Genomic DNA, 24,547 nt, shown 5'->3' on the forward strand with positions numbered 1-24,547 from the left:
CCGCGGTGTAGGCGTGAATTAAATCTTAAATTGACTAACGATTTCCTTCAATTCACTTGAGACACTGCTCAACTGGGTTGCTTCAACCGCTAACTCTTCAGCGTGCTGGCTAGTGCGATCACTAAGCCCCGTTATGGCTACAAGCGACTTATTGATATCGTGTGCTACTTCCGTTTGCTGTTCAGTTGCTAGCGCAATATGTGTACTTTGCTCCTGCACAAGCCCGATAGACTGAGTGATATCCTGAAGGGTTAATACCACTTTCTCGGTTTTCTCTAAGCCTGTTTCTGAGCGCATTTTTCCTTGTTGCATAACGCCGTCAGTTTGCTCTGCCATGTGCTGCAGTCGCTCAACCATTCTTCTTATGTCTGTTGTAGACTCTTGAGTGCGGCTTGCCAGTGAACGAACCTCATCGGCAACCACAGCAAAACCACGCCCTTGCTCGCCGGCGCGCGCTGCTTCTATAGCGGCGTTAAGCGCTAACAAGTTGGTCTGTTCGGCGATGCTATTGATGACATCAATAACGGCACCTATGTTGTCAGACTCTTTACTTAAACCACTTACTACTTCAACACCTTCATCAATGGCAGCGGCAAGCGCTCTTATTTCAACGACTGCTTCTTGTACTTGTGCGCTTCCACTTTGCACTAATGTGTCGGCGTTTGTTGCTGCCTCACTCGATTGTGCAGCGTTTTTTGATATCTCGACAACGGTCGCAGCCATTTCAGTTACCGCGGTAGATACATTATCTACTTGGCTGCGTTCCTGATTAATTTCTTTACTTGTTGATTGGCTAACGTCGCGCAAGTGTACTGCCGCTTCAGCGACCATTCGAGTATTAGCTGCTGTCTCGCGCAGAATAACCCTTAACTTGTCAGTAAACCTATTGAACTCCACTGCTAAAGCACCAATCTCATCGTTGCTACTAACTTCTAATCGCTTGGTAAGATCGCCATCACCATTGGCAATCTCTGACATTGCATTACGCATTTTTACCAAAGGCTGAGTTACCTTTGCGCTGGCAATATAAGTAATCAGCACAATAACCCCAATGATGACTAACGCGACTACTGTAGCCATTGTCATTGCGGTATTAATAGGGCTGTTGATCACACTGGCTGGAACTAAAATCCCAAGTGACCAATTCATTTCTGGCGAATTGATTTTGGCGTGTTCAAATACAACGAAATAGGCTTCGCCTTTCCAAGTAACTGGCACTATACCTGACGGCTTTTGTGCAATGTCAGCCGCCAATGCTCTAAAGCCTTCCGACTCGCTAAATACCTTATCAAAATCACTGATGGGGGAACTCAACGGCAAGTCAGAGGATTGCTTAGGGAAATACACGATGTTTTGGTTATCATCCAATAAAAACGCCGTTCCCTGCCCTTCGTAGCGAATAGAGTCGATGACTTTTCCTACGGTACTAATGAGAATATCAACGCCGCCAACACCTAATAGCTTTCCATTGCGAAAGATGGGCGTTTGTACAACGGCTGAAATACTGCCATCCTGAGAGTCAACCGCAGGCGGCGTAACATACAACTTGCCTTTCTCAACCGCAGTTGTGAACCAAGGGCGTTTAGTTGCAAAATACCCAGCATTAGGGTTTCCTGCATCCGGACCAGAAGTATCCACGCCTACTCGGCCTTCTTCGTAGAAATACTCACCTGTAATAGCAGAACCAAAAAAAGCAGACTTAATGACAGGATCAGCACTACTTATATTGTCAAACAACGTATAAATCGTTTTTGCATCGCTAAGTTGCGATTCTGATGCGCCTCGCTGAGTATGTTGCTCAAAAAAATCTTGAAAAAACGGACTACTCAGAAAAGCTCGCGCTACGCCACCATAGGTGGCAAAAAAACCCTCAACATCATTAGCTTCTCTTGCCACTAATGCGGTGACTTCTTTTTCAACCCGGCTTCTCGTGTTGTCTGCAACAGTATTAACGAGGAAAAATGCGGTGATAAGCAGCATAAGTGCAATACTGCCACCGACGATTAGCATAAATTTTTTCTGTAATGATATGGACTTCATTGGTACTTCTCATTGTTATTAGTGGCACTACACAATGCTGCTGAGGAAAAATTGAGCGGAACACTGTGTATGCTTTATAGTTTTAATTTTGTGTATTGCGATTTGGCAGAAAACAGCACCTAAAGAGGTGTTATACAAAGAGAAAAGAGAACGCCAAAACACATCCCTTACTTTGGAATAGTTCGTGGCGTTTTACAACCCTGAAATTTTTTAAGACACCTTTAAGTATCGGTTAAATGCGCAGTACTTTGAAGCCTTAAATATTTCCTCACAGCTATGGATTACGGCTTTCTTCACTCGCTCGTTTGGCGTTATCTATGCGTTTTTGAATCATAGGGTGAGATTGGAACCAACTATTTGCTTCATGCTCATTACCAACAAGCGACTGAAGCACGCGCATAGCATTGGCGAAATCGGCGGGGTCTCGATTTAACACTCGAAGCTGCGCGATAGCATAGTTATCTGATTCCCACTCATGCGCTTGAGAAAACTGATTGTGCACTACACTCGAACCTACACCTAAAAATGATTCTAACGCACCACTTAAATCGCCAAAGAAGTAACTAATTGCCAAGGTAGCAAAAAGCGATTCCGCAACAAGCTGCATAGAGTGGTTATTCTCTACATGGCCAACCTCATGTAAAAAGATGGCGTCAAGAAGTGCTTGTTCTTTATCAACAAGGTTTACCAGCTCGTCGGTAAAGACGATTGTGCCGTCAGGCAAAGCAAATGCATTTGGTCCAAAGGACTCTGATGCCCTAAACATTACTCGGTAGCGCGGATTCTTCGTCGATATCTGTTCAAGCAACTCGTTAAAGCTATTCTGCATTGACTGTATTTCTTGCTCTGAGAGCGTTGAGACATCAAGCACGGAGTAATCAAGGGCACTCAGCGTTTGGTCGGATGCAATTTGTTTAACGCTATATGGAACATACGCTGCCAATGATATAGCAACTTGCGGGATGACATGTGCAAACACTACATAAAGTAATAGCGGGACTAGAATAACGCTGCCAATAAGCCAAGACGTTTTGCTTTCAATGCGAAAAATAGTCGCGCCTGACGGCCCATCAAGCCAATTGTCTAGCGGGCCAGTCGATGGGCACATCAACATATCGCCATTAGGCAACACTATCTCTCTGGGTAAGTCACCAAGCTTAGATTTCACTTTCACATCGCTTCGTGCCAATGTTAAGTGTTCATCGTCATGCCCTACTTTAACAATTAGCACATCGTCTGTAATTTCACAGATAGCATCAGAGGACGCCACACTGCCACTGTGATAATACTGAGCCTGGTACATCGCTGTTAACCCAATGCCACATCGACATCAAACAGTGTGGCAGCCTCTTCAGATACTGCGCTTGCCGAGCCTTGCTCACCGGCAGAGACTTCACTAATGCCCTCTAATACTTTGACTTGCGTTGCGTCAGCAAAAAACGCTGCGGTTCTTATTTTTACCCAAGGAATAGCGAAGCCTAAAGAGAATACGGTGGCGAGTATGTTGGTCAGACGCAATGTAATAAGGTCTGTTGCTGTCACCGTGGAGTTGAACAATGCAACGTTTTCTAAACGGCTGTTCTGATAAATATGGTTTCGGATGCGAGCATTATAGAAGCCAGAAACAATTGCGTAGACAAACAGGTACATCCCAAACATGGCAACTGTGAATACACTAAAGCCGTCTTCAGCGGTTATCGTTGACGACCCTGTTAATAGACCCACAACAAAGCCTACGCATAAAAATAGCACAATTGAAATCAGTGCCGCCGCAAACGCTACGCCGTAGTATTCACCTGTGGAAAGCTTACTGCTAAATACCTTATCACCAAAGCCAGACTCGTCGACTAGAAATGCATCAATCTTCTTAAGTACCCAAGGCATCAGCAAATAAAGAGTAAATACGCTAGCTATTGGAAGCAATACAAACAACATGAATGCTTCACCATAACGCCCTTTAAAGCTGAAACGCACATTTCTATATGCGGTCATTCTCATTCTAAAGCGCATGCTCAGGATAACGAGCATAGGTGAGAGAAACATCATAACAACAATCAGTGCGAATGCCGCCGCTGGGCTAACCGCGGATAACAAAAAGTAGGCACCAAATAAACACGCCGCAATTATGCGCCCTTTCAAAATTTGCAATGGTTCGGCAAGGTACGCAAAACGGTGGCCATCCAATTCGGTATTACTATAAAAGTAACGATTTGTGCGCACTTTGGCCCACGCGGAGTAGATACCTAATGTCACTATGCTAAGCAGCAAATTCACTATCCAAATAGCAAAAAACTCTTTGGTATTACCGTGAAATTTTACTTGCTCAGTACGGATCACTACATCATTTTTATGATGTGATAAATCACTGTTGGCTTGTGCTTTACGCTCTGCAATAAGTGCAGTGATCTTAGCAGCACGTTCTGGAAATGCCTCTGCGTCAATTGACGATAAAGCTTGAATAAGCTCATCGGTAGAATAGGTTTCATAGTTAGGGAAAGTTGTGTTGCTATCATCCATAGGATACCTCTCGTCTTCCTTGATTGACGTTATTTGCTAACGCTCTTGTTAAATTTTGATGTTTCAAATTACGAGAATCAGCTAAAAAAAGCAACTCTCCACATCATTAATATGCCGTAATCAAGCGCCCAACTTACCACGCTCGATATTATTTTTTCCAAATGAGCATGTGGTTGTTTGCGGGCATGTCTATCACTTCAGCTAACGACAGTAGCCCTGCCCACTCACGCAGTTCGTCAATATCGCGATACCCTCCATACCCGCGTTCAAGCAGCGAGTGGTGAAAGTCTTCATTGCTTTTAGCATTAAACTTACCATTTTGGGTAAATGGGCCGTACTGACAAAATACACCACCCGGTGGCAACTGTTCTCTTATCGAGTGCATCAACAACATCACTTCCTGCTTTTGCATAATATGTGCAGTATTTGCAGAGAAAAATGCATCGGCTCCAATTTCAGGGAAACTATCTTTTCCGACTTTAAGTGGCCTTGGCCTTATTATGTTGGTTAGTGACAGCTCATCGATATAGGCATTTATCCCTTGATGATATTGGACTTGGTCACTGGTGTGCCACACAAGGTGCCCTAAGTGCTGTGCAAAAAAAGTAGCGTGCTGACCTGTTCCACTGCCTATTTCAAGCACAACCTTTGAATTGGCAAACGCCCTTTCCAGTATTGCTAGAATGGGGCGTTTGTTATTTTCACAGGCTTGACTAAAGGGTTTCTCAAACATAGCTGTATTATCAAATTCTGCTAGTCACTTAAATTGGGGCCAAGCCATTTTTCGGCTTCTTCCATCGTCCACCCTTTGCGCTTCGCATAATCTTCAACCTGATCAGATTGAATTTTTGCTACCGCAAAATATTTGGCCTCAGGATGAGCGAAATACCATCCAGATACTGAAGCTCCTGGCCACATAGCAAAGCTTTCTGTAAGTTTCATACCTGTATGGGCTTCTACCGATAGCAAATCCCATATCAGCTGCTTTTCAGTATGCTCAGGGCAGGCCGCATAACCTGGCGCAGGTCTTATGCCGCAGTATTTTTCACGTATCAGCTCTTCGTTACTGAGATCTTCATCAGCAGCATACCCCCAATAGTGCTTGCGCACTTGTTCATGAAGGTATTCTGCAAATGCTTCTGCCAGCCTGTCGGCTACCGCTTTCACCATGATACCGTTATAGTCATCGCCGGCATCAATATACTGCTGAGCCAATTCATCTTCACCAATACCACCTGTGACAGCAAACGCGCCCACAAAATCTTCCACGCCACTTGCTTTGTCAGCAACAAAATCTGCTAGGCAATAGTTTGCAAACTTATCTTTTAGTGTTTGCTGACGAAGATGATGAGCAACACCTTGAAGCGTGCTGCGTGTTTCATCAGCGTAGATTTCTATATCATCACCCACGCGATTAGCAGGAAAAAGACCAATCACACCTTTCGCTTTAAGCGAGCCAGACGCTATTACTCTATCTAACATAGCGTTGGCATCGGCAAACAATGACGTGGCTTGTTCACCAACCACTTCATCTTGAAGAATACGAGGATATTTACCCGCCAATGACCATGTGAGGAAAAATGGCGTCCAGTCGATATATTGTCGAAGTACAGATAAATCCGCCGTTACCGGGGTTACACCTAGCGCATTTGGCTTAACTGGTAGCGTCGAAAAATCAGGCTTGAAAGCGTTATCTCGGGCCTGCGCCAAAGTAACAGGTTTGCTTCTTGGCTTTTTACGCGCATGTTGTTCGCGAACAGTGTCATACTCTTTGGCTAATTCGGCTGCATAGACATCTCTAGACGTCTTATTAAGTAAGCGCTGACATACCCCAACAGCGCGACTTGCATTAGGCACATATACCACTGGCGCATGATAATTCTGCTCTATTTTTACCGCAGTATGCGCTTTCGATGTCGTGGCACCGCCGATAAGCAGCGGTATTTCAAAGCCTTGTCTTTCCATTTCTTTGGCCACATGTACCATTTCGTCGAGCGATGGCGTAATAAGACCAGACAAACCTATCATGTCTACATTTTCGTCTTTTGCGACTTGTAAAATCGTTGCCGCTGGCACCATTACGCCCAAGTCGATAACTTCGAAATTGTTACATTGAAGTACTACACCAACGATGTTTTTCCCTATATCGTGAACATCACCTTTCACCGTCGCAAGCAAAATCTTACCGTTACTCTTCGCATCATCTGACTTTTCAGCTTCGATAAAGGGCTGTAAATGCGCCACCGCTTTTTTCATTACACGGGCCGATTTAACGACCTGTGGCAAAAACATTTTCCCCTCACCAAACAGGTCACCAACCACATTCATGCCGTCCATTAGTGGACCTTCAATAACATGTAACGGGCGTTCGGCCTGTTGGCGCGCTTCTTCAGTATCTTCGACGATGTAGTCGGTAATGCCCTTTACCAGCGCATGCTCCAAACGTTTATTGACTTTCTGCTCGCGCCAGCTCAAATCTTCTTTTGCCGCCGCTTTGCCATCACCTTGATAGTTAGGTGCAATATCCAGCAGGCGCTCTGTCGCATCATGGCGTCGGTTTAGAATGACATCTTCAACCGCATCGCGAAGTTCAGCGGGTATTTCATCATACACCTCGAGTTGACCAGCGTTAACAATCGCCATGTCCATCCCTGCGCGTATCGCATGGTACAAAAACACCGAATGCATTGCTTCGCGAACCGGATTATTACCGCGGAATGAAAAGGAGATATTCGACAAGCCGCCTGAGATATGTGAATACGGACATGTTTGTCTAATAACACGAGTGGCTTCGATAAAATCTACAGCATAGTTATCGTGCTCTTCAATACCGGTTGCTACCGCAAAAATATTGGGGTCGAAAATGATATCTTCAGGTGGAAAACCAATTTCTTCAGTCAACAACTTATAGCTGCGCTGACAAATTTCGATTTTACGCGCTTGCGTATCAGCTTGACCGGTCTCATCAAATGCCATTACAACCGTCGCTGCACCAAAACGCTTAATCTGCTTAGCTTGACTTAAAAACTGCTCTTCGCCCTCTTTAAGCGAAATAGAATTAACGATAGCTTTACCTTGCACACACTTAAGGCCCGCTTCAATAACCTCCCATTTCGATGAATCAATCATAATGGGAACGCGACTGATGTCAGGCTCAGAAGCAATAAGGTTTAAGAAGGTGATCATGGCCTGCTTAGAATCAAGCATCGCCTCATCCATGTTGATATCGATGATCTGTGCACCGTTTTCAACTTGCTGCCTAGCAACATCAAGTGCTGCTTCGTAGTCGCCTTCTAAAATAAGACGTTTAAATCGCGCCGAGCCTGTGACGTTGGTACGCTCGCCGATATTAATAAAGGTAGAAAATTCTGCGCTCACATGGCCTCCTAATGTACAAACGGCTCTAGGCCCGACAGACGCATTTTGGGTTCAAATTCAGGAATGCGGCGTGGACTCACGCCTTCTACTGCTTGCGCAATTTTTCGAATATGATCAGGTGTACTACCACAACATCCGCCCACAATATTCACCAAGCCCGACTGTGCCCACTCTTTTAGGTGTTCGGCCATTTCAGGCCCTTCCATGTCGTACTCACCAAACTCATTCGGTAGGCCGGCGTTAGGGTGTGCTGAAATTAGGCATTCACTGATGGCCGCTACTTCATCAACATACTGTCTTAATAAATCGGGGCCAAGTGCGCAGTTGAGACCAAATGAGAACGGATTAATGTGGCGCATTGAATAGTAAAACGCCTCAGCAGTTTGTCCTGATAACGTACGACCAGACGCATCGGTAATGGTGCCTGACACCATCACTGGCAATGATGTGCCCATCTTATCGAAAACCGTTTCAACTGCGTAGGCAGCCGCCTTTGCATTAAGCGTATCGAAAATAGTTTCCAGCATAATAAGGTCAACACCGCCTTCAATAAGTGCTTCGGTTGATTCGCTGTACGCTTCTACTAGTTCGTCGAAGGTGACATTGCGTTTACCGGGATCGTTAACGTCCGGCGATATCGACGCAGTTCGATTTGTTGGACCAAGCACCCCCGCAACATATCGCGGTTTATCAGGTGTTTTCGCAGTATATTCATCTGCCGCCTTTCGCGCTAAGCGTGCAGCCGCTAAATTAATATCGCGAGAGTGGGCCTGCATGTCGTAGTCTGCCATTGCAATCGTTGTGGCATTGAACGTGTTGGTTTCAATGATATCGGCACCCGCTTCGAAGTAGTCGCAATGTATTTGATAAATAATGTCAGGCTGAGTAATGACGAGTAAGTCGTTGTTGCCTTTAACATCGCAATGCCAGTCAGCAAATTGCTTACCTCTATAGTCGGCTTCTTCCAGTTTGTGACGCTGGATCATGGTTCCCATTGCGCCATCCAAAATAAGAATGCGTTTTTTAGCAGCCTCGCTGAGCGTTGCTCTAGCGCTAGAAACTATCTTGTGACTCACGTGCTACCTCTTTGGCTGTGATTTTTCAGCAAGCTGATTAAGATCATACGGTGTGGTCTGGTAAACGTAATAGTTTAGCCAGTTAGTAAACAACAAACTACCATGAGAACGCCATTGGACAATAGGCGATTTCGACGGGTCATCACCTTCAAAGTAGTTCTTGGGAATCGCGGGCGTCTGGCCCGCGGCGATATCTCTAAAATATTCGTCTTTAAGCGTATCTGGGTCGTATTCAGGATGTCCCGTTACAAAAACCATGCGCTTATCATCTGATGCCACAATATAGGCACCCACCTCATCCGACTCTGCCACTACACTCAAACCATCAACACTGTTGTACTGCCAAGTGTCAATATGACCGTAGCGAGAATGTGGTGCGTAAAACGAGGGGTCAAAACCACGTAATAGTTCATTATTAGGGTCATTAACCTGATGCCGATAGACGCCTGAGAACTTTTCTTCGCGAAGCTGTCGCGTGATACCATAAAAGTGATACATGGCAGCATGGGCGGCCCAACATAAATAAAGCGTAGAATTCACATGACGTTGTGCCCATTCGAGTATGGTGGTCATGGTATCCCAGTACTTTACTTCTTCATAATCAAGCAGTGCTAACGGAGCCCCGGTTACAATCAAGCCGTCGTATTTTTTATTCGCAACACTTGAAAAGTCATGATAGAAGGCGTCCATATGAGATTGTGGTGTATTTTTGGGCGCTTGATTGTCTATACGAATTAAATCGACATTTATCTGAAGTGGCGTATTAGATAGCAAACGAAGCAACTGTACTTCGGTTTCAATCTTATTTGGCATTAAGTTAAGTATGCCCACTTCAAGAGGTCGAATATCCTGATTTGCCGCTCTATCCATATCCATGGTGAATATATTTTCACCTAACAACACATTTTGTGCGGGCAATTGTTCAGGAATACGTATTGGCATAACAGGCTCCAGTCATAAAACGCTATGACTGTATTGTGACTATTACCAAGAAGATGTCAACATCTTTACGTCTAGACGTCTAAACGCCCTTTTGAAGTAGTATGGTGCTTTATGGCGTTTGTCGATGAACCATCATCAACATTTCCGCTTCGGCACGAGGGATATCACAAGCTTCAATGATTTCATCAATGCTTGCCCCTTGTTTAACGAGTTCGGCTGCTCGCTGATAAAGCCTTAAGGAGGGGTCTTGCAGTTTCTGTTCACGAAGTTGATTTTCTAACTCCGTTTGTTTTTCATCTAACGATTGAAGGTGGCGGGTAATCACTAAACTCCGCGCCTGCGCTTCCGATTGCTGATTATTTGCACTATTAGCGAGGGCTTCAATACGCGATAATTCAGCGCTATGAGATGCAGCCAGGTTATCTAAATCGGCGCGAAGACGGTTGTGCTTCACTGTCAAAAACCCAACCATCAACACAAGTATGCCAATGATCACTATCAGAATTAAGTCAATTGCGGTAGGCGCTACAAGCTGCCAATCCATGGGCATAAAACCTTTGAAGAAATGAAAAAAGGCACTAACAGTGTAAGTTAGTGCCTTAAATTACTAAATGTTACTTAGCTCATCCCATTCTTCATCGCTAAGCAGCTTATTCAGGTCAACAAGGATAAGCAGTTCGCCATCGCGGTTGCTCACTCCCTGAATAAATTTAGCGCTTTCTTCAGTGCCAACATTTGGTGCACTGTCGATTTCAGAAGATTTCAGGTAAACCACCTCAGCAACACTATCTACCAAAATACCGACCACTTGCTCGTCAGATTCGATAATGACAATACGTGTGTTATCGGTAATTTCAGTGGGTGGCAACCCAAAGCGGGCGCGTGTGTCAATGACAGTAACCACATTACCGCGCAGGTTAATAATACCTAGCACATAATCAGGTGCACCGGGTACAGGGGCTATTTCGGTATAACGCAATACTTCTTGAACTTGCATTACATTAATACCGTAAGTTTCTTCACCTAAGCGATACGTTACCCATTGAAGGACTTCGTCGTTGCTGTCAGTGGCATTGTTATTTGTACTTTTGTCGCTCATGAACCTGGCTCCCAATACTATGGCGTCTGGTCGTTACTGCCTAAGCCTTTGTTAAGCATAGATATTAATTCTTCAACGTCAATTAACGCGCACATTTTTTCTTTAACCATCCCGGCTAACCAAGGACGCTTACCTGTGGACTCGCGCCATTTAACGTCATCACTTGTTAAACTGACCGTATTAACGAGCTTTTCACTCGCTAATCCCCACGCACTCTCACCTAACATTATAAGATATCGGTAGTTTAGCGATTGTGCGAGGTTTTCGTCATATTTTTCTGGCATTACCCATTTTGCTGAGTCAACAACATTCAGTTTAGACTCTCTGTACAACATTACACCCATAAACCAATCAGGCTTGCCGAATAATGGGCCAATTTTTTCAATCTGATGAATACCTCCAAGTGTAGTCAAAGGTACTGCTAATGTTAAACCTGCAACCTCAAAGAATAACGCTTGGAAATGAGAACCGAGACTATCCTTTAGTGGTATTTTTGCAGGCGCTACATATTCGCCCGCCTTTTCGTCTTCTTGAGAACGCGTTTCAGTGACGGGAACTTGCTCATCACTGTGGCTACTTTCTTGTTCTGGTTCCGCTAAAAATGAGGTAACGTCTTGTACAATTTTCTCTTGCTCGTCATCCACTGTATGAAAGCGCGTGGTAGCGCTTAATGCCTCTTCGGCCATTTTTTGGGATGCTTGCTCAAGCAATCTAGCCGTACGCGCAGTAACATCTTCCGGTGTTTCTGGCTCTTTTAGTAGGCTATCAAGATATGCCTCCATGACGTCTTCACGGGCAAAAGGCGATTGCTTGGTCATTCTTTGTTACTTCTCCAGCACTTTTAATAATTTTGCATAAGCCGATACACCGCGCGTCTTGGGATACGCCGCCGAAATTGGCAACTGAACTAAGCTTGCATCTCTGAAATGAGTATCAACAGGAATAACACCATGCCAAACCCGCTCGCCATAATCATTCATCAACCGTTTTCTTGATGCCAAAGCCGCGTTGGTGCGCTTATCAAACATCGTTGGAATGATAATGGTATCAAACGTTTTATCTAGTGAACGCCCCATTATTTCCATCGTGCGTATCATTCTATCGAGCCCCTTTAATGCAAGGTACTCGGTCTGCGTTGGCACTATTACCTTATGACAAGCCGCCAACGCATTCACCATCAAGACCCCTAACACTGGAGGGCAATCTATAATGGCTACGTCAAATTCGTTCTCTATTTTAGCGAGTGCTTTTTTCAACACTAGCCCCATTCCCTGCTCGCTCCCCATGGTTCTATCAAGCGTAGCTAGGGCCATGGTTGCAGGTAAGACATAAAGATTGTCGATTTTCGTAGGACTTAAACAGTCCATTACGTTATCGGCGGTTATGTTATTAGATTTAATAAAAATATCGTAAACAGAATGACTTGAAGCTTCAGCGTCGATACCAAAGTAATAGCTTAAGGAAGCATGAGGGTCGGTATCGATCATCAATACCCGCTTGCCTTTTTGCGCAAGCAACCCTCCAAGGCTTACCGTAGTGGTTGTTTTACCTACGCCGCCTTTTTGATTTGCTACCGTCCACACTTTCATGTCTATTATTCCATTACACGCTTGTCTAGCGCATTTCAGATTGTATACAGCTACTTATATCGTCGATATTGATACTCTTAGACGATATATTTTCTACCGCCACAGCTTGAGGCATGCCATATACGACACAAGAATCTTGATCCTGCGCCCAAATGGTCGCCCCTAAACCTTTAAGCGTGCGACAGCCTTCTCTTCCGTCTGCGCCCATGCCTGTTAATATTACGCCAAGTACATCACCGCCATAAGCGCGAGCAATTGAGCTAAACGTTAAGTCAACACTGGGTTTGTAACTTACTTTATCGGCAGCACTGGCTTCGACAATGGTAATCGTTTTGTTTACACCGGCAGATTCAATGATCATTTGCTTGCCACCCGGCGCTAAGTACGCGTGTCCCGGTTTAAGTACATCGCCAGTTTCGGCTTCTTTTACACTTATTTTGCAATTGGAATCTAAACGCTGAGCAAACGCAGACGTGAATGTACCCGGCATATGCTGAACAAGGACAATTGGATAAGGGAAGTCTGCAGGTAGCGGCGACAATACCTTCTGTAACGCGACAGGCCCTCCAGTTGATGCACCTATTGCTAAGCACTTATAGTGCTTGCCGCTTGGCCTTACCGAAGACACCGTTGGCTGTTTTGCCGCGTCTTTACGGCCAGACAACAAACCTGAACTTCTAAAAAAAGCCGGTTTAGGCGCATTTTCTGGAAGGCGTCTTGTTTCTACAGAGCGCATAACAGGGCGTTTAAGACCAACACCGCGTCGCGCAATAAGACGAACTTTTGTACACAATAAACGTGTCGCATCTTTTCGATCTTGCGCGATGTCTTCAAATTTCTTTGGCAGAAAATCGAGTGCCCCCGCTTCTAACGCATCAAGTGTGGCTTGCGCGCCATGATGGGTTAGCGAGGAAAACATCAGTATAGGAGTTGGACGCTTCTCCATAATGGCTTTTACCGCAGAAATTCCATCCATGATCGGCATTTCCACGTCCATTGTTATTACGTCTGGAGTGAGGGTTTCTAACTTCTCGAGCGCATCTCGCCCATTTCTCGCTTCGCCTACTACTTCCAACTCTCTATCGGCATCGAGAATTTCTTTCACTCGACGTCGATAGAAAGTAGAGTCGTCCACGACCAGGACTTTAAAGACCATGGATTACTTTTCCTATTATTACAGCCCTACTTTATGGGCTTACGGGCGTAACGCTTCAGTAGACTCGGTATATCCAAAATAAGTGCAATACCACCATCAGATGTTATTGTCGCACCAGCCATACCCGGCGTGCCCTGTAAGAGCGCATCTAACGGCTTAATAACCACTTCTTCTTGACCAATTAATGCATCAACCACAAAGCCGACTTGCTGCGTTCCAATCTGTACCACAACAACGTGTCCTTTTTCTTTATCGATGTTCTTAGGACCACGAATCAGCCATTCTCCAAGGAAGAACAGCGGAATAGCTTTGGAGCGGACAATCATCGTCAGCTGACCATCAACCGTATTGGTTTTCTTGATGTCCATGTTAATGATTTCATTCACTGCACCAAGCGGTAACGCAAAGGTTTGTTTGCCTACGACAATCATTAATGTTGGAAGTATGGCTAGAGTAAGCGGTACTTTGATGTCTAATCGCGTACCTTTACCAAGCTGCGAGTCGATATTAACGGTACCGTTTAGTTGGTTAATCTTGGTTTTAACCACATCCATACCCACACCACGGCCCGAAATATCGCTAATTTCAGTTTTCGTTGAGAACCCAGGGGCAAAGATAAGATTAAAAGCTTCCACGTCTGACATACGAGCTGCAGCATCTGCATCAAGCACACCGCGGCTTATCGCAATTTCTTTAAGCTTTTCGGGATCCATACCTTTACCATCGTCTTCGATAGTAAGAAGGATGTGATCGCCTTCTTGTGATGCAGACAGCTGAACCGTCCCCATGCGCGGTTTACCGGCCGCTGCGCGGTCATCAGGCATTTCAATACCATGGTCCACTGAGTTTCTCACCAAGTGAACCAACGGATCGGCCAATGCTTCAACCAAGTTCTTATCTAGATCGGTTTCTTCACCAACCAACTCAAGGGTAATTTCTTTCTTGAGGCTTCGAGCGAGGTCGCGTACAACGCGGGGGAATCGACCAAATACCTTTTTGATTGGCTGCATGCGGGTTTTCATTACCGCGCCTTGCAAGTCGCCTGTTACAACATCAAGGTTAGCAATAGCTTTCGACATACTTTCGTCATTGCTATTAATACCCAAACTAATAAGGCGATTTCGAACCAATACCAACTCGCCGACCATATTCATAATCTGATCTAAGCGTTTGGTGTCAACACGCACTGTAGTCTCAGCCGGAGGTGCTGCTGGTGCGGCTTTTTTATCGTCTTTTTTAGGTGCTTCTTTCTTCGCTGCCCCAGCAGGCGCTGGAGCAGGAGCGGCTGCTGCAGCCTTTTGCGGCGCTGGACTAGCCTTAGGTGCTGCTGGCGCTTCGCTTTTCGCTTTGTTAATCGCTTCGGTAGCCGCTTTATCTACCACTGGCTCAGCGGGCGTTGACGATTGTTTGGTAGGACCTTGCCCCGAACCATGCAATTGATCAAGTAGCGCTTCAAACTCATCGTCAGTAATTTCTTCATCGCTTGATGCAGATACCGGTGCTGTTGGCGCAGGAGCTGATGCAGGTGCTGCATCTTCGCTACTGCCAAATTGACCTTTACCGTGTAAATCGTCAAGAAGCGCTTCGAATTCTTCATCGGTGATGTCATCGCTATCACCGCCTGCGCTTGGTGCAGGTTCAGCGGCTTTTGCTGGCGCTGCTGCCTTAGGTGCAGACTGACCGGGAGCACTTGAACCATGAAGTTCATCTAGCAAGGCTTCGAATTCATCTTCGGTGATTTCATCAATGCCACCACCGTCACTTGACGACGATGTAGGCTCTGACTCTTCAATAACAAGTTCAGGCTCATCCTCAAACTCTGCAGGCTGAGCTGCACTTGGTGCAGTATCGCCAAAGATATTTTCGTCAGGAGATTCTGGGCGACTTAGTTTGTGTAACAAGTCGACAAGATGTGCATCTGCAGGTTCTAGAGGATCACGCGCTTTAACACGTTCAAACATCTCTACCACCACGTCGGTGGCCTGCAAAATAATATCCATTAACTCCGGCGTGAGTGTACGTTGCCCGTTTCGCATAACATCGAAAACGTTTTCGGCCCCGTGGCATATTTCAACCAACTCAGTCAGGGATAGAAACCCTGCTCCGCCTTTAACAGTATGGTAGCCGCGGAAAATTGCGTTCAGCAAATCCGCGTCTTCTGGATTGTTCTCAAGATCAACGAGCTGTTCTTGTAATTGTTCAAGTATCTCTCCAGCTTCTACTAGAAAGTCCTGTAATATATCCTCGTCAACATCAAACGACATGCGCCCGCTCCCCTAAAAACCTAAGCTAGACAAAAGATCATCTACATCATCTTGGCCAGAAACAACATCATCGCGGTTTTCCGCGTCGATAATTGGGCCTTCCGCTTGTACACCATCATTTTTATCGGCCTTAACGCTAGAAGGTTTAGAATGTTCTGAACCGTCGCGCTCGCCAAACATGGTTAACATGTTTACTAGGCTGTCCTCGACTTCTTTTACCAAGTCGATAACGCGGCGAATTACCTGACCAGTTAAATCTTGATAACCCTGTGCCATCAATACTTCTGTCAGTAACTGTGTGAGCTTAGTTGATTGCTCTGCGCTTTCTTCAAGTAAATTATCTAAATCTGCACAAAGCGCTTTGAACTCGCCTAGTTCAATTTGGCGGTTCATTAGCTTTTTCCACTCAGGCATCACTTTCTCGATGCGCTCAGCGAGCGTTTCTGCAATTGGCATGCTCGCTTCCACTGCATCCATAGTAGTATTAGCAGCTTTTTCAGTTTCTTCAATGACGTATGTCAGACGAGACTGTGCATCAGGCATATCTTCGGTCGCAAGATTCTTAATGCGATCGTCAATCTGAAAATTATTGAGCGCGTCATGAAGTTGACGCGTCAGTTTTCCCACTTCTGCAAACAGCTCAACATTTTCCTTCATTGAGGCTGCTTCAAGTAGTGCACTGGCCGAAGCGTTATCACCCTCTTCAAGATAGGCGACAAGTTGTCTAGCTTCTTCCAATGTAATCGGAACGTTTACATTTGATGACATCCAGTAAACCTCGTTTCTCTGGTGAGCGTCTGGATCAACCTAAACGTTCGAAAATTTTATCCAATTTTTCTTTTAATGTTGCTGCAGTGAAAGGCTTAACCACATAGCCGTTCACGCCGGCTTGCGCTGCCGCAACAATTTGTTCTTTCTTGGCTTCAGCAGTAACCATTAGTACAGGTAAATGCTTCAGTTTATCGTCGGCACGAATAGCACGAAGCAAGTCAATTCCTTGCATACCTGGCATATTCCAATCGGTAACGACAAAGTCAAAGTCGCCTTGCTGTAGCATTGGCAACGCCGTACTTCCGTCATCCGCTTCCTGGATGTTGGAGAAACCCAAGTCTTTAAGTAGGTTTTTGATGATACGTCTCATGGTAGAAAAATCGTCAACCACGAGAATTTTCATACTTTTATCCAAAATAGCCTCCAGTGAGGGGTTAATTGTTATTAATATCTATTCTTCGTCAGCTTGCCACGACTTCATTCGTGATTTGAGTTTTAACATGGCCTGACTGTGAATTTGGCTTACTCTCGATTCACTAACATCAAGTACTTCACCTATTTCTCGTAGGTTTAGCTCTTCATCATAGTATAAAGAAAGCACGATAGCTTCTCGTTCAGGTAATGTTGTAATCGCATGGGCTAACGCCTTTTGGAAAGCACCTTGCATCAAGTCTTCAAGTGGTGCGTCGCTACCCCGATTTTGTTCAGTCGAAATAACGTCCTCAGACACACCTAAATCTTCAATGCCAACCAACTTACCAGCATTTACTTCATTCAACATTTGATGATAGTCCTGCAAACTCACATTGAGTTTAGCAGCAATATCAGAATCTCTGGCATCGCGACCAGTCTCGCCTTCTACTTGCGAAATGGCTTCCGTTATCGCGCGACCGTTGCGATGCACTGACCGCGGTGTCCAATCGCCTTTACGAATCTCGTCTAGCATAGCACCGCGGATACGAATACCCGCAAAGGTTTCAAAGCTCGCACCTTTCGAGCCGTCAAAATTTCGAGCAGCTTCTAATAAACCAATCATGCCTGATTGAATTAAATCGTCAACAAGTACACTAGCGGGCAAACGCGCCATCAAGTGATGAGCGATACGTTTAACCAAAGGCGCATGTCGTTCGACTAACTGCGACTTATCGGTTTGTTGTTGATAAGCTGCTGCCTTGCTATTCAACGCTGATTTCCTACTGCTTTTTCTGCAACCAACTGTTCAATAAAAAACTCTAAATGACCACCTGGCTGAGCCGGGATTGGCCACGACAATGCCTTATTAGCCAGTTGAGTAATTGCAACGGCAGCAGGCGAACCTGGGTAGGCATCGACGATAGCGGTTTGTTTGCGTACCGCTTTACGAATATTTTCATCAAACGGGACAGTTGCCACTAATTCTAGTGCAACATCCAAAAATCGACCTGTTACTTTGCTTAATTTACTAAATAGCTCTTGCCCTTCTCGCACATCGCGTACCATATTGGCGACCACTTTAAATCGAAACACGCCGTGTTCGCGATTCAAAATTTTGATTAAGGCGTAAGCGTCAGTTAATGATGTAGGTTCGTCGCACACTACCACCATAATATCCTGTGACGCTTTAGAAAAGCTTAATACCATGTCTGAGATACCCGCTGCGGTATCGACGATGAGAACATCAATTTGTGAACGTAATTCACTAAAGGCGCGAATTAAACCCGCATGCTGAGTAGGTGATAACTCTGCCATTGACTGTGTACCCGATGTCGCTGGCGCAATCTTGATCCCATGCGGACCAGTGACGAGTACTTCATCAAGCGTGCATTCACCCGATAATACGTGAGAAAGATTTTTCTCGACGCGAAGACCTAACATCACATCGACATTAGCCAGACCTAAGTCTGCATCGAGAACCATTACACGCTTACCCTGCTTAGCCATAGCAATGGCGGTGTTTAGTGTAATATTTGTTTTACCGACGCCACCTTTACCTCCGGTGACGGCAATAACTTTGATTAACCTTGATTGCTTCATTTTTCTTAAGCTACTCGCTTGGTCGTCAATCATACTGCTTATGCTGTTTTAATGGCGTTGTTACTACTAGTATGATTCAAACCGTACTTTTTATAAAGCTTTGCAGCAGCAGAAACCAAAGATTTTGCTTCTGCAATCTTAATGTCTTCTGGTACTTTTTGCCCATCGGTGACATAACTAACCGGTAACTGGTACTCAACTGCAGCACTAAGCACCTCTCCTAAAGAGTAGCACTCATCTAACTTTGTGAAAATACAGCCACTTAGTTCAATTTCATCATACGCTTTAATTATTCTCTGCAGTGCAGGATATTGTGTATTTGCCTGCGCTACCAAATATTTTTTCACTTGTGGCATTTGACCATTGTCAAATTGCTTAATTTGTTTAATCAAACGGCTATCTCGCTGACTAAACCCTGCTGTATCAATCAATACTAGACGCTTGTGACGCAGTTGGAAAAGTAAATCTGCTAACTCTTCGCTGGTTTGTGCTTTTCTTACTGTACAGCCAATTATCTTTCCGTAAGTAGCCAGTTGTTCAAACGCAGCTATTCTGTACGTATCAATGGTGATCATTGCCACTGATTCTGGGCCATACTTCTGGGCATATCGCGCAGCCAATTTTGCTACCGTGGTTGTTTTTCCCGTTCCAGTAGGACCCACCAATGCAACAGCACCTTGTGCGGTAAGTATATCGTTACCTGTTACATTTATGCGATTAGCCAATAGGTTAAGAAGGTAAACCCATGCTTCGCGCTCATTATAGTGAGCAGGCGTGTAATTTATTAGCTGAGTTGCAAGCGCGTGACTTAAGCCCATATCGGTTAAACGCGTTATCAGATATTGATGAACGGGTTTTTGACGCTTATTCTTCGCTTCCATCAAATCAGCCACCTGATATTGCAAGACGTTTCTTAGCGAGGCGAGCTCTTCTTTGATTTGTGCAAGTTCGTCTGATTGATTAGGCGCAGTTTCATCTATGCTTGACGCTTGATGTGAAGGAAACGCATCTGCTTGCTCATAGCGGCTCGCACGGGATTGAGGTTGAGGCTGAGCAGCTTCAACTTCATCAATAAAGTCATCAGAAAAGTTAAGGTGCGATGCAATTTCATTGGCATGCTGCGCATTGGCAGAGGTATCTTTTTGGCTATGCGGCTGAGTGCTTGAACCATGTTGCTTTTCAAGTAGCGCTTTTAAACTGTCTGGGCCGTCATCACCGATGATTTCACTTAAGCTAGGAACAGCTTTCTGACCGGGCGCTTTAGAGGCGGGTTTTGGCACTGACAACTTAGCCTCTGGCTCTTTATCGTAAGCTGCAACAAGCTCAATACCGTCAGCAACTTTGCGGTTTGACATAATAACCGCATCGCTACCCAACTCAGCTTTTACTTGGCTTAACGCCTCACGCATATCTTTGCCGAAGAAACGTCTTATTTTCATTGCAACCTCTCCAATCGCTCAGTGTCAGATTATTGACCGACCGAACTGACTATTTTTATCTGCTTATCATCAGGCACTTCTTGGTACGAAAGTACGTGGAGCCCAACAACTGAATACTTTAAGAAGCGTGACAGCACAGGTCTTAGCATACCTGACGTCAGCAATACTGCAGGCTCGCCTTCGAGTTCCTGCTGCTGACTGGCTTGTTGCAATGATTTTTGCAACTTGTCTGCTAGTCCTGGCTCTATGCCAGCACCATCTTCACCGCCCGCTTGAAGAGACTGGTGCAACATCTGTTCCAACTCTGGCGCCAAGGTTATGACAGGTATCTCTTTGGCGCCTTGTGTAATCTCTTGAACAATCAGTCGTTTCAACGAAATACGCACCGCAGACACGAGTACATCAGGGTCTTGGCTACGCGTACCATACTCACTTAGGGTTTGAACAATAGTGCGCATATCACGAATTGGTACGCCTTCGAATAACAACGTTTGCAATACTTTAACTACGGTACTAAGCGGTAAAATATCCGGCACCAGTCCTTCAACCAGTTTAGGATGCTGTTTTGCCAACATATCAAGAAGTTGCTGAGCTTCTTCATGACCTAATAGTTGATACGCATTATTAGTAAGAAGCTGGCTTAAATGGGTTGCCACAACCGTTGCGGCATCGACCACGGTATAACCGAGTGTTTGAGCATGTTCGCGCTTATTCGGTTTTATCCATACAGCATCGAGCCCAAAAGCGGGATCTTTCGTTGCGCGTCCTTCAAGCTTGCCGAATACCTGCCCTGGATTAATCGCAAGCTCTTCGTCGTGACTGATGAGTGAGTCGCCAATGGTCACGCCGAGCATGGCAATGGTATAAGTATTTGGTTCTAAATCGAGGTTATCGCGAATATGTACAGGAGGAATAAGAAACCCAAGTTCTTGCGACAATTTCTTACGCACGCCTTTAATGCGTGTTAATAACTCGCCACCTTGTGACTTATCGACAAGCGGGATAAGGCGATAGCCAACTTCTAACCCAATGGTATCGACTTGCTGTACATCATCCCAACCCAGCTCTTTGACTTCTGGCGCAACGGTTTCATCCTTAACCACGTCAGGGACTTTAGGCTCGGCAGCTTTTTTCTTCTCTTGTTGTGATTGCCAATAAGCAAAGCCTGCAATCAAAAAAGAGAAACCAAGAAACGCAACGTGGGGCATGCCAGGAATAATACCCATAACAAAAAGTACACCAGCGGCAATATACAAGGCTTGATTATTACCAAGTTGACCACGTATCTCTTTGCCCATCTCCTGAGTTTCGTTTTCACGAGTAACGATAATCGCGGTTGCGACTGACAAAAGTAGCGATGGAATTTGCGCGACAAGACCGTCACCGATAGTCAGGATAGTGTAAATTTCAATGGCGTTTCCAAATGTAAGATCATGCTGAATCATACCAATGAATAACCCACCAACTATATTGATGAGCATAATGAAAAGGCCCGCTACCGCATCGCCTTTTACAAATTTTGACGCACCGTCCATCGAACCGTAAAAGTCGGCTTCTGCGGTAATTTCTTCACGACGTTGACGCGCTTGGTCTTGGTCGATATACCCAGCGTTCAAGTCGGCATCAATTGCCATTTGCTTACCTGGCATAGCATCAAGAGTAAAGCGAGCACTTACTTCTGAAATACGACCTGCACCTGCGGTTACCACTTTAAAGTTGATAATGAGCAAGATAGCAAACACCACGATACCCACCGCATAGTTACCGCCAATAACCACCGCGCCAAATGCTTCAATTACCTTACCGGCAGCGTCGCCGCCTTCGTGTCCGTATAGGAGTACTACACGGGTAGATGCCACGTTAAGCGCCAGTCGCAAAACGGTCGCAATAAGGAGTACTAAAGGGAAAATACCAAAGTCGACAGGACGCTGTGTAAGCACCGCGACCAATATGATGACAAGGGAAAGTGCAATATTAAAACTGAAGAGCACGTCCAGCAAGAACGGCGGCATAGGTAGAATTACCATGCCCATAATTGCCAAAAGTACGATTGGCGCACCTAAACCACTGGTAAAATTTTGCAGCTGATTTTTGTCGAAACGCTGAAGATAACCGGATAACTGCATCGCTTACTGTCTCACTATCAGAAAATTGACGCTTTTCACTATTCTGAAAGGGACATTTCAACTAACGTGCCAGCTTTGATGAATAGCTACCACAGTCGCGTTGGATAAATAAAACGACGGAAATCCCCCCTAGAAATTACCGTCTGTATTCAGGTGGTATAGGCAAATCCCGTTTAAGAGGTCTGGGTCGTTTCCCCTTACCAGCGCGGTGCGCTTTAAGCTGATAAACATGGGCAAGCACTTGGGCCACTGCCATAAACAGCGCATTAGGTACTTCTTCATCGACTTCGGTAGAGTAAAAGATAGCACGAGCAAGCATAGGCGATGGAATAAGTGGGACATCGTTTGCGGTAGCAATTTTTCTTATATGCATGGCAAGTTCATCAGCCCCTTTCGCCACAACAACAGGGGCGCGGTTGCCGCTTTCATCATATTTTATAGCAACCGAGAAGTGCGTTGGGTTAGTGACTACCACGTCGGCTTTTGGGACTTCCTGCATCATGCGTTTTGTGGCAGCTTGATACTGCAAACGACGAATACGGCCTTTAACCATAGGGTCGCCCTCGGCATTTTTGCGCTCGTCTTTAACCTCTTGCTTGGTCATTTTCATTTCTTTGTTGTGCTTATACATCTGATATGGCACATCAATTATGGCAATGGGGATCATACCGCAAGCTAGAATAAGAAATGCCCACTTAAGCATATCAAGAGCGTGGAAGATGTTGCCGGGATACGATTCCATATCGAGGTGGAGTGCTTCATCTTGAAAGTACAATAGCGCCCCAATGGCCATGCCAATAATAAGCACTACTTTGGCGATAGACTTGATTAATTCAACTAAGCCGTTCATGCCAAACATGCGCTTGAACCCTTGAATTGGGCTCATTTTTGACCCTTTGGGCTTCGCTCCTTCCCACGTAAAGTTGTAACCACCTAGGGCTATTGAGCCGTAAATACCCGCTATCATGGCAACGACCATATACAGTAAGACAGGCGCACTAATGGTAGAAAAGGCTTCACCCCATGCGCCAAACATGTGGGTAATGTCGTAGGTTTCATCACGAGAAAGAATAAACATGCGCTGTGTAAGTTTAAAGACCGACTCGGCAATCCATCCTCCGAGAAACAGGAACATGAAAGCACTCACCACTAATACTAAGGTGGTTGACAGTTCACGGGATCGCGCAATCTGCCCTTTTTTCCGGGCATCATCGAGTTTTTTCCCCGTGGGGTCTTCTGTTTTTTCGCTTGAATCTGCCATTTGCTCTGCTCTTCTCGCCTAGTTTTTCATTTAGCTTGCTCGCAAACCTGTCATTTTCCGCGAACAATTTCTACCGCGACTTGTCTTTTCTAAGGACAAATATTTAATAGCTCACACATAAACTGTTCAGCGCGAAACCACTGGGTTTCAAAGTGAGCGGTAAAATTATCGAGTGTTATCCAAATAATAATTAACCCCATTACCTGGGCAATCGAGAAACCAATACTAAAAATGTTGAGCTGCGGCGCCGCTTTAGTCATAACGCCAAACGCCAAATTTACAATAAGCAATGACACGATAGGCGCGAGCGATAAAGTCAGTGCCGATACAAACATCCAGCCTGCCCAATGTGCAATGTCTCTGAATTGCTCACCTGTCCACCATGCTTCACCAATAGGAAACGCTTCAAAGCTCATTACAATCATATGGATCATGGATAAGTGGCCGTCTAGCGTCCAAAACAACAGCGTCGCTAAAATAAGATAAAACTGACCTACCGCTGGTACGTTAATACCATTAACAGGGTCGACAATCGAGGCAAAGCCCAAACCGGTTTGCATAGCAATAACTTGACCGGCTAGTACAAAGGTGTTGAGAACCATCATAGAAATAAAACCAATAGCAACACCAATGACAAGCTGCTGAATAACCACCACAAACGTACCCACGTCGACCAAATTATCAATCGGAGACGGTGGAACAACGGGCATGATGATTAGCGTCAGCATAATACCCAACAGTGCACGTACTTGCGGTGGAATCGACTTAGCACTTAACCCAATCATAGCAACGAATAAGCCACTAATACGCATAAACGGAAGCAGCATGTCGGCTAAAAATTGGTTAATAACGGATAGTTCAACGTCCACGTAAGAA

General features: G+C 45.2%; 21 protein-coding genes. All 21 read right to left on the reverse strand.

Annotated elements, in window-relative coordinates; translation table 11 throughout:
- Positions 1 to 18: 18 nt before the first annotated feature.
- The 21 genes from LHL20_RS03430 to fliR all read right to left on the reverse strand — a co-directional run bounded on the left by LHL20_RS03430 (position 19) and on the right by fliR (position 24,540).
- Positions 19 to 2,040 (reverse strand): methyl-accepting chemotaxis protein, encoded by a 2,022-nt coding sequence (locus LHL20_RS03430; RefSeq protein ID WP_226432262.1) that lies wholly within the window; start codon positions 2,038 to 2,040, stop codon positions 19 to 21.
- 274 nt (positions 2,041 to 2,314) lie between these two features.
- The gene (locus LHL20_RS03435; RefSeq protein WP_226432263.1) at positions 2,315 to 3,343 is read right to left on the reverse strand and encodes a M48 family metallopeptidase; all 1,029 of its coding nucleotides are present in this window, start codon (positions 3,341 to 3,343) and stop codon (positions 2,315 to 2,317) included.
- Between the two features lie 5 nt (positions 3,344 to 3,348).
- On the reverse strand, positions 3,349 to 4,557 hold the full coding sequence (locus LHL20_RS03440; protein WP_226432264.1) for a YjgN family protein: 1,209 nt from the start codon (positions 4,555 to 4,557) through the stop codon (positions 3,349 to 3,351).
- A 148-nt stretch (positions 4,558 to 4,705) separates the two neighbouring features.
- Complete coding sequence (locus tag LHL20_RS03445) at positions 4,706 to 5,290, reverse strand: DUF938 domain-containing protein (protein ID WP_226432265.1); 585 nt, start codon at positions 5,288 to 5,290, stop codon at positions 4,706 to 4,708.
- A gap of 20 nt (positions 5,291 to 5,310) precedes the next feature.
- Positions 5,311 to 7,935 (reverse strand): methionine synthase, encoded by a 2,625-nt coding sequence (metH, locus tag LHL20_RS03450; protein WP_226432266.1) that lies wholly within the window; start codon positions 7,933 to 7,935, stop codon positions 5,311 to 5,313.
- A gap of 8 nt (positions 7,936 to 7,943) precedes the next feature.
- On the reverse strand, positions 7,944 to 9,011 hold the full coding sequence (locus LHL20_RS03455; protein WP_226432267.1) for a homocysteine S-methyltransferase family protein: 1,068 nt from the start codon (positions 9,009 to 9,011) through the stop codon (positions 7,944 to 7,946).
- 3 nt (positions 9,012 to 9,014) lie between these two features.
- Entirely contained in the window at positions 9,015 to 9,953 is a 939-nt protein-coding gene (gene metA / locus LHL20_RS03460; protein WP_226432268.1) for a homoserine O-acetyltransferase MetA, read from the reverse strand.
- A gap of 109 nt (positions 9,954 to 10,062) precedes the next feature.
- Entirely contained in the window at positions 10,063 to 10,497 is a 435-nt protein-coding gene (locus tag LHL20_RS03465; protein ID WP_202264209.1) for a DUF2802 domain-containing protein, read from the reverse strand.
- 63 nt (positions 10,498 to 10,560) lie between these two features.
- Entirely contained in the window at positions 10,561 to 11,052 is a 492-nt protein-coding gene (locus LHL20_RS03470) for a chemotaxis protein CheW (RefSeq protein WP_131092554.1), read from the reverse strand.
- A 17-nt stretch (positions 11,053 to 11,069) separates the two neighbouring features.
- The gene (locus LHL20_RS03475; protein WP_202264206.1) at positions 11,070 to 11,870 is read right to left on the reverse strand and encodes a chemotaxis protein CheW; all 801 of its coding nucleotides are present in this window, start codon (positions 11,868 to 11,870) and stop codon (positions 11,070 to 11,072) included.
- 6 nt (positions 11,871 to 11,876) lie between these two features.
- Positions 11,877 to 12,641, reverse strand: a complete 765-nt coding sequence (locus LHL20_RS03480) for a ParA family protein (protein ID WP_159623467.1) — start codon at positions 12,639 to 12,641, stop codon at positions 11,877 to 11,879.
- Positions 12,642 to 12,666: 25 nt separating this feature from the next.
- Positions 12,667 to 13,797 (reverse strand): protein-glutamate methylesterase/protein-glutamine glutaminase, encoded by a 1,131-nt coding sequence (locus LHL20_RS03485; RefSeq protein ID WP_159623469.1) that lies wholly within the window; start codon positions 13,795 to 13,797, stop codon positions 12,667 to 12,669.
- 26 nt (positions 13,798 to 13,823) lie between these two features.
- Positions 13,824 to 16,061, reverse strand: coding sequence for a chemotaxis protein CheA (locus tag LHL20_RS03490; protein WP_226432269.1), 2,238 nt, complete (start codon positions 16,059 to 16,061; stop codon positions 13,824 to 13,826).
- 12 nt (positions 16,062 to 16,073) lie between these two features.
- Complete coding sequence (locus LHL20_RS03495) at positions 16,074 to 16,829, reverse strand: protein phosphatase CheZ (protein ID WP_226432270.1); 756 nt, start codon at positions 16,827 to 16,829, stop codon at positions 16,074 to 16,076.
- A gap of 34 nt (positions 16,830 to 16,863) precedes the next feature.
- Entirely contained in the window at positions 16,864 to 17,247 is a 384-nt protein-coding gene (gene cheY / locus LHL20_RS03500) for a chemotaxis response regulator CheY (RefSeq protein WP_012517682.1), read from the reverse strand.
- 36 nt (positions 17,248 to 17,283) lie between these two features.
- Positions 17,284 to 18,015, reverse strand: coding sequence for an RNA polymerase sigma factor FliA (locus LHL20_RS03505; RefSeq protein ID WP_202264200.1), 732 nt, complete (start codon positions 18,013 to 18,015; stop codon positions 17,284 to 17,286).
- Positions 18,012 to 18,878, reverse strand: coding sequence for a MinD/ParA family protein (locus LHL20_RS03510; protein WP_159623477.1), 867 nt, complete (start codon positions 18,876 to 18,878; stop codon positions 18,012 to 18,014). The genes LHL20_RS03505 and LHL20_RS03510 overlap by 4 nt, the downstream gene beginning before the upstream one ends.
- 5 nt (positions 18,879 to 18,883) lie before the next feature.
- On the reverse strand, positions 18,884 to 20,284 hold the full coding sequence (gene flhF / locus LHL20_RS03515; protein ID WP_226432271.1) for a flagellar biosynthesis protein FlhF: 1,401 nt from the start codon (positions 20,282 to 20,284) through the stop codon (positions 18,884 to 18,886).
- 29 nt (positions 20,285 to 20,313) lie between these two features.
- Positions 20,314 to 22,410: a flagellar biosynthesis protein FlhA gene (gene flhA, locus LHL20_RS03520; RefSeq protein ID WP_202264196.1), complete on the reverse strand. Its 2,097-nt coding sequence runs from the start codon at positions 22,408 to 22,410 to the stop codon at positions 20,314 to 20,316.
- A 136-nt stretch (positions 22,411 to 22,546) separates the two neighbouring features.
- Positions 22,547 to 23,671: a flagellar biosynthesis protein FlhB gene (gene flhB / locus LHL20_RS03525; RefSeq protein WP_226432272.1), complete on the reverse strand. Its 1,125-nt coding sequence runs from the start codon at positions 23,669 to 23,671 to the stop codon at positions 22,547 to 22,549.
- Positions 23,672 to 23,760: 89 nt separating this feature from the next.
- On the reverse strand, positions 23,761 to 24,540 hold the full coding sequence (fliR, locus tag LHL20_RS03530; protein ID WP_226432273.1) for a flagellar biosynthetic protein FliR: 780 nt from the start codon (positions 24,538 to 24,540) through the stop codon (positions 23,761 to 23,763).
- Between the last annotated feature and the right edge of the window lie 7 nt (positions 24,541 to 24,547).

Origin of the sequence: Alteromonas sp. McT4-15, assembly GCF_020515205.1 — a bacterium.
Taxonomy (GTDB): domain Bacteria; phylum Pseudomonadota; class Gammaproteobacteria; order Enterobacterales; family Alteromonadaceae; genus Alteromonas.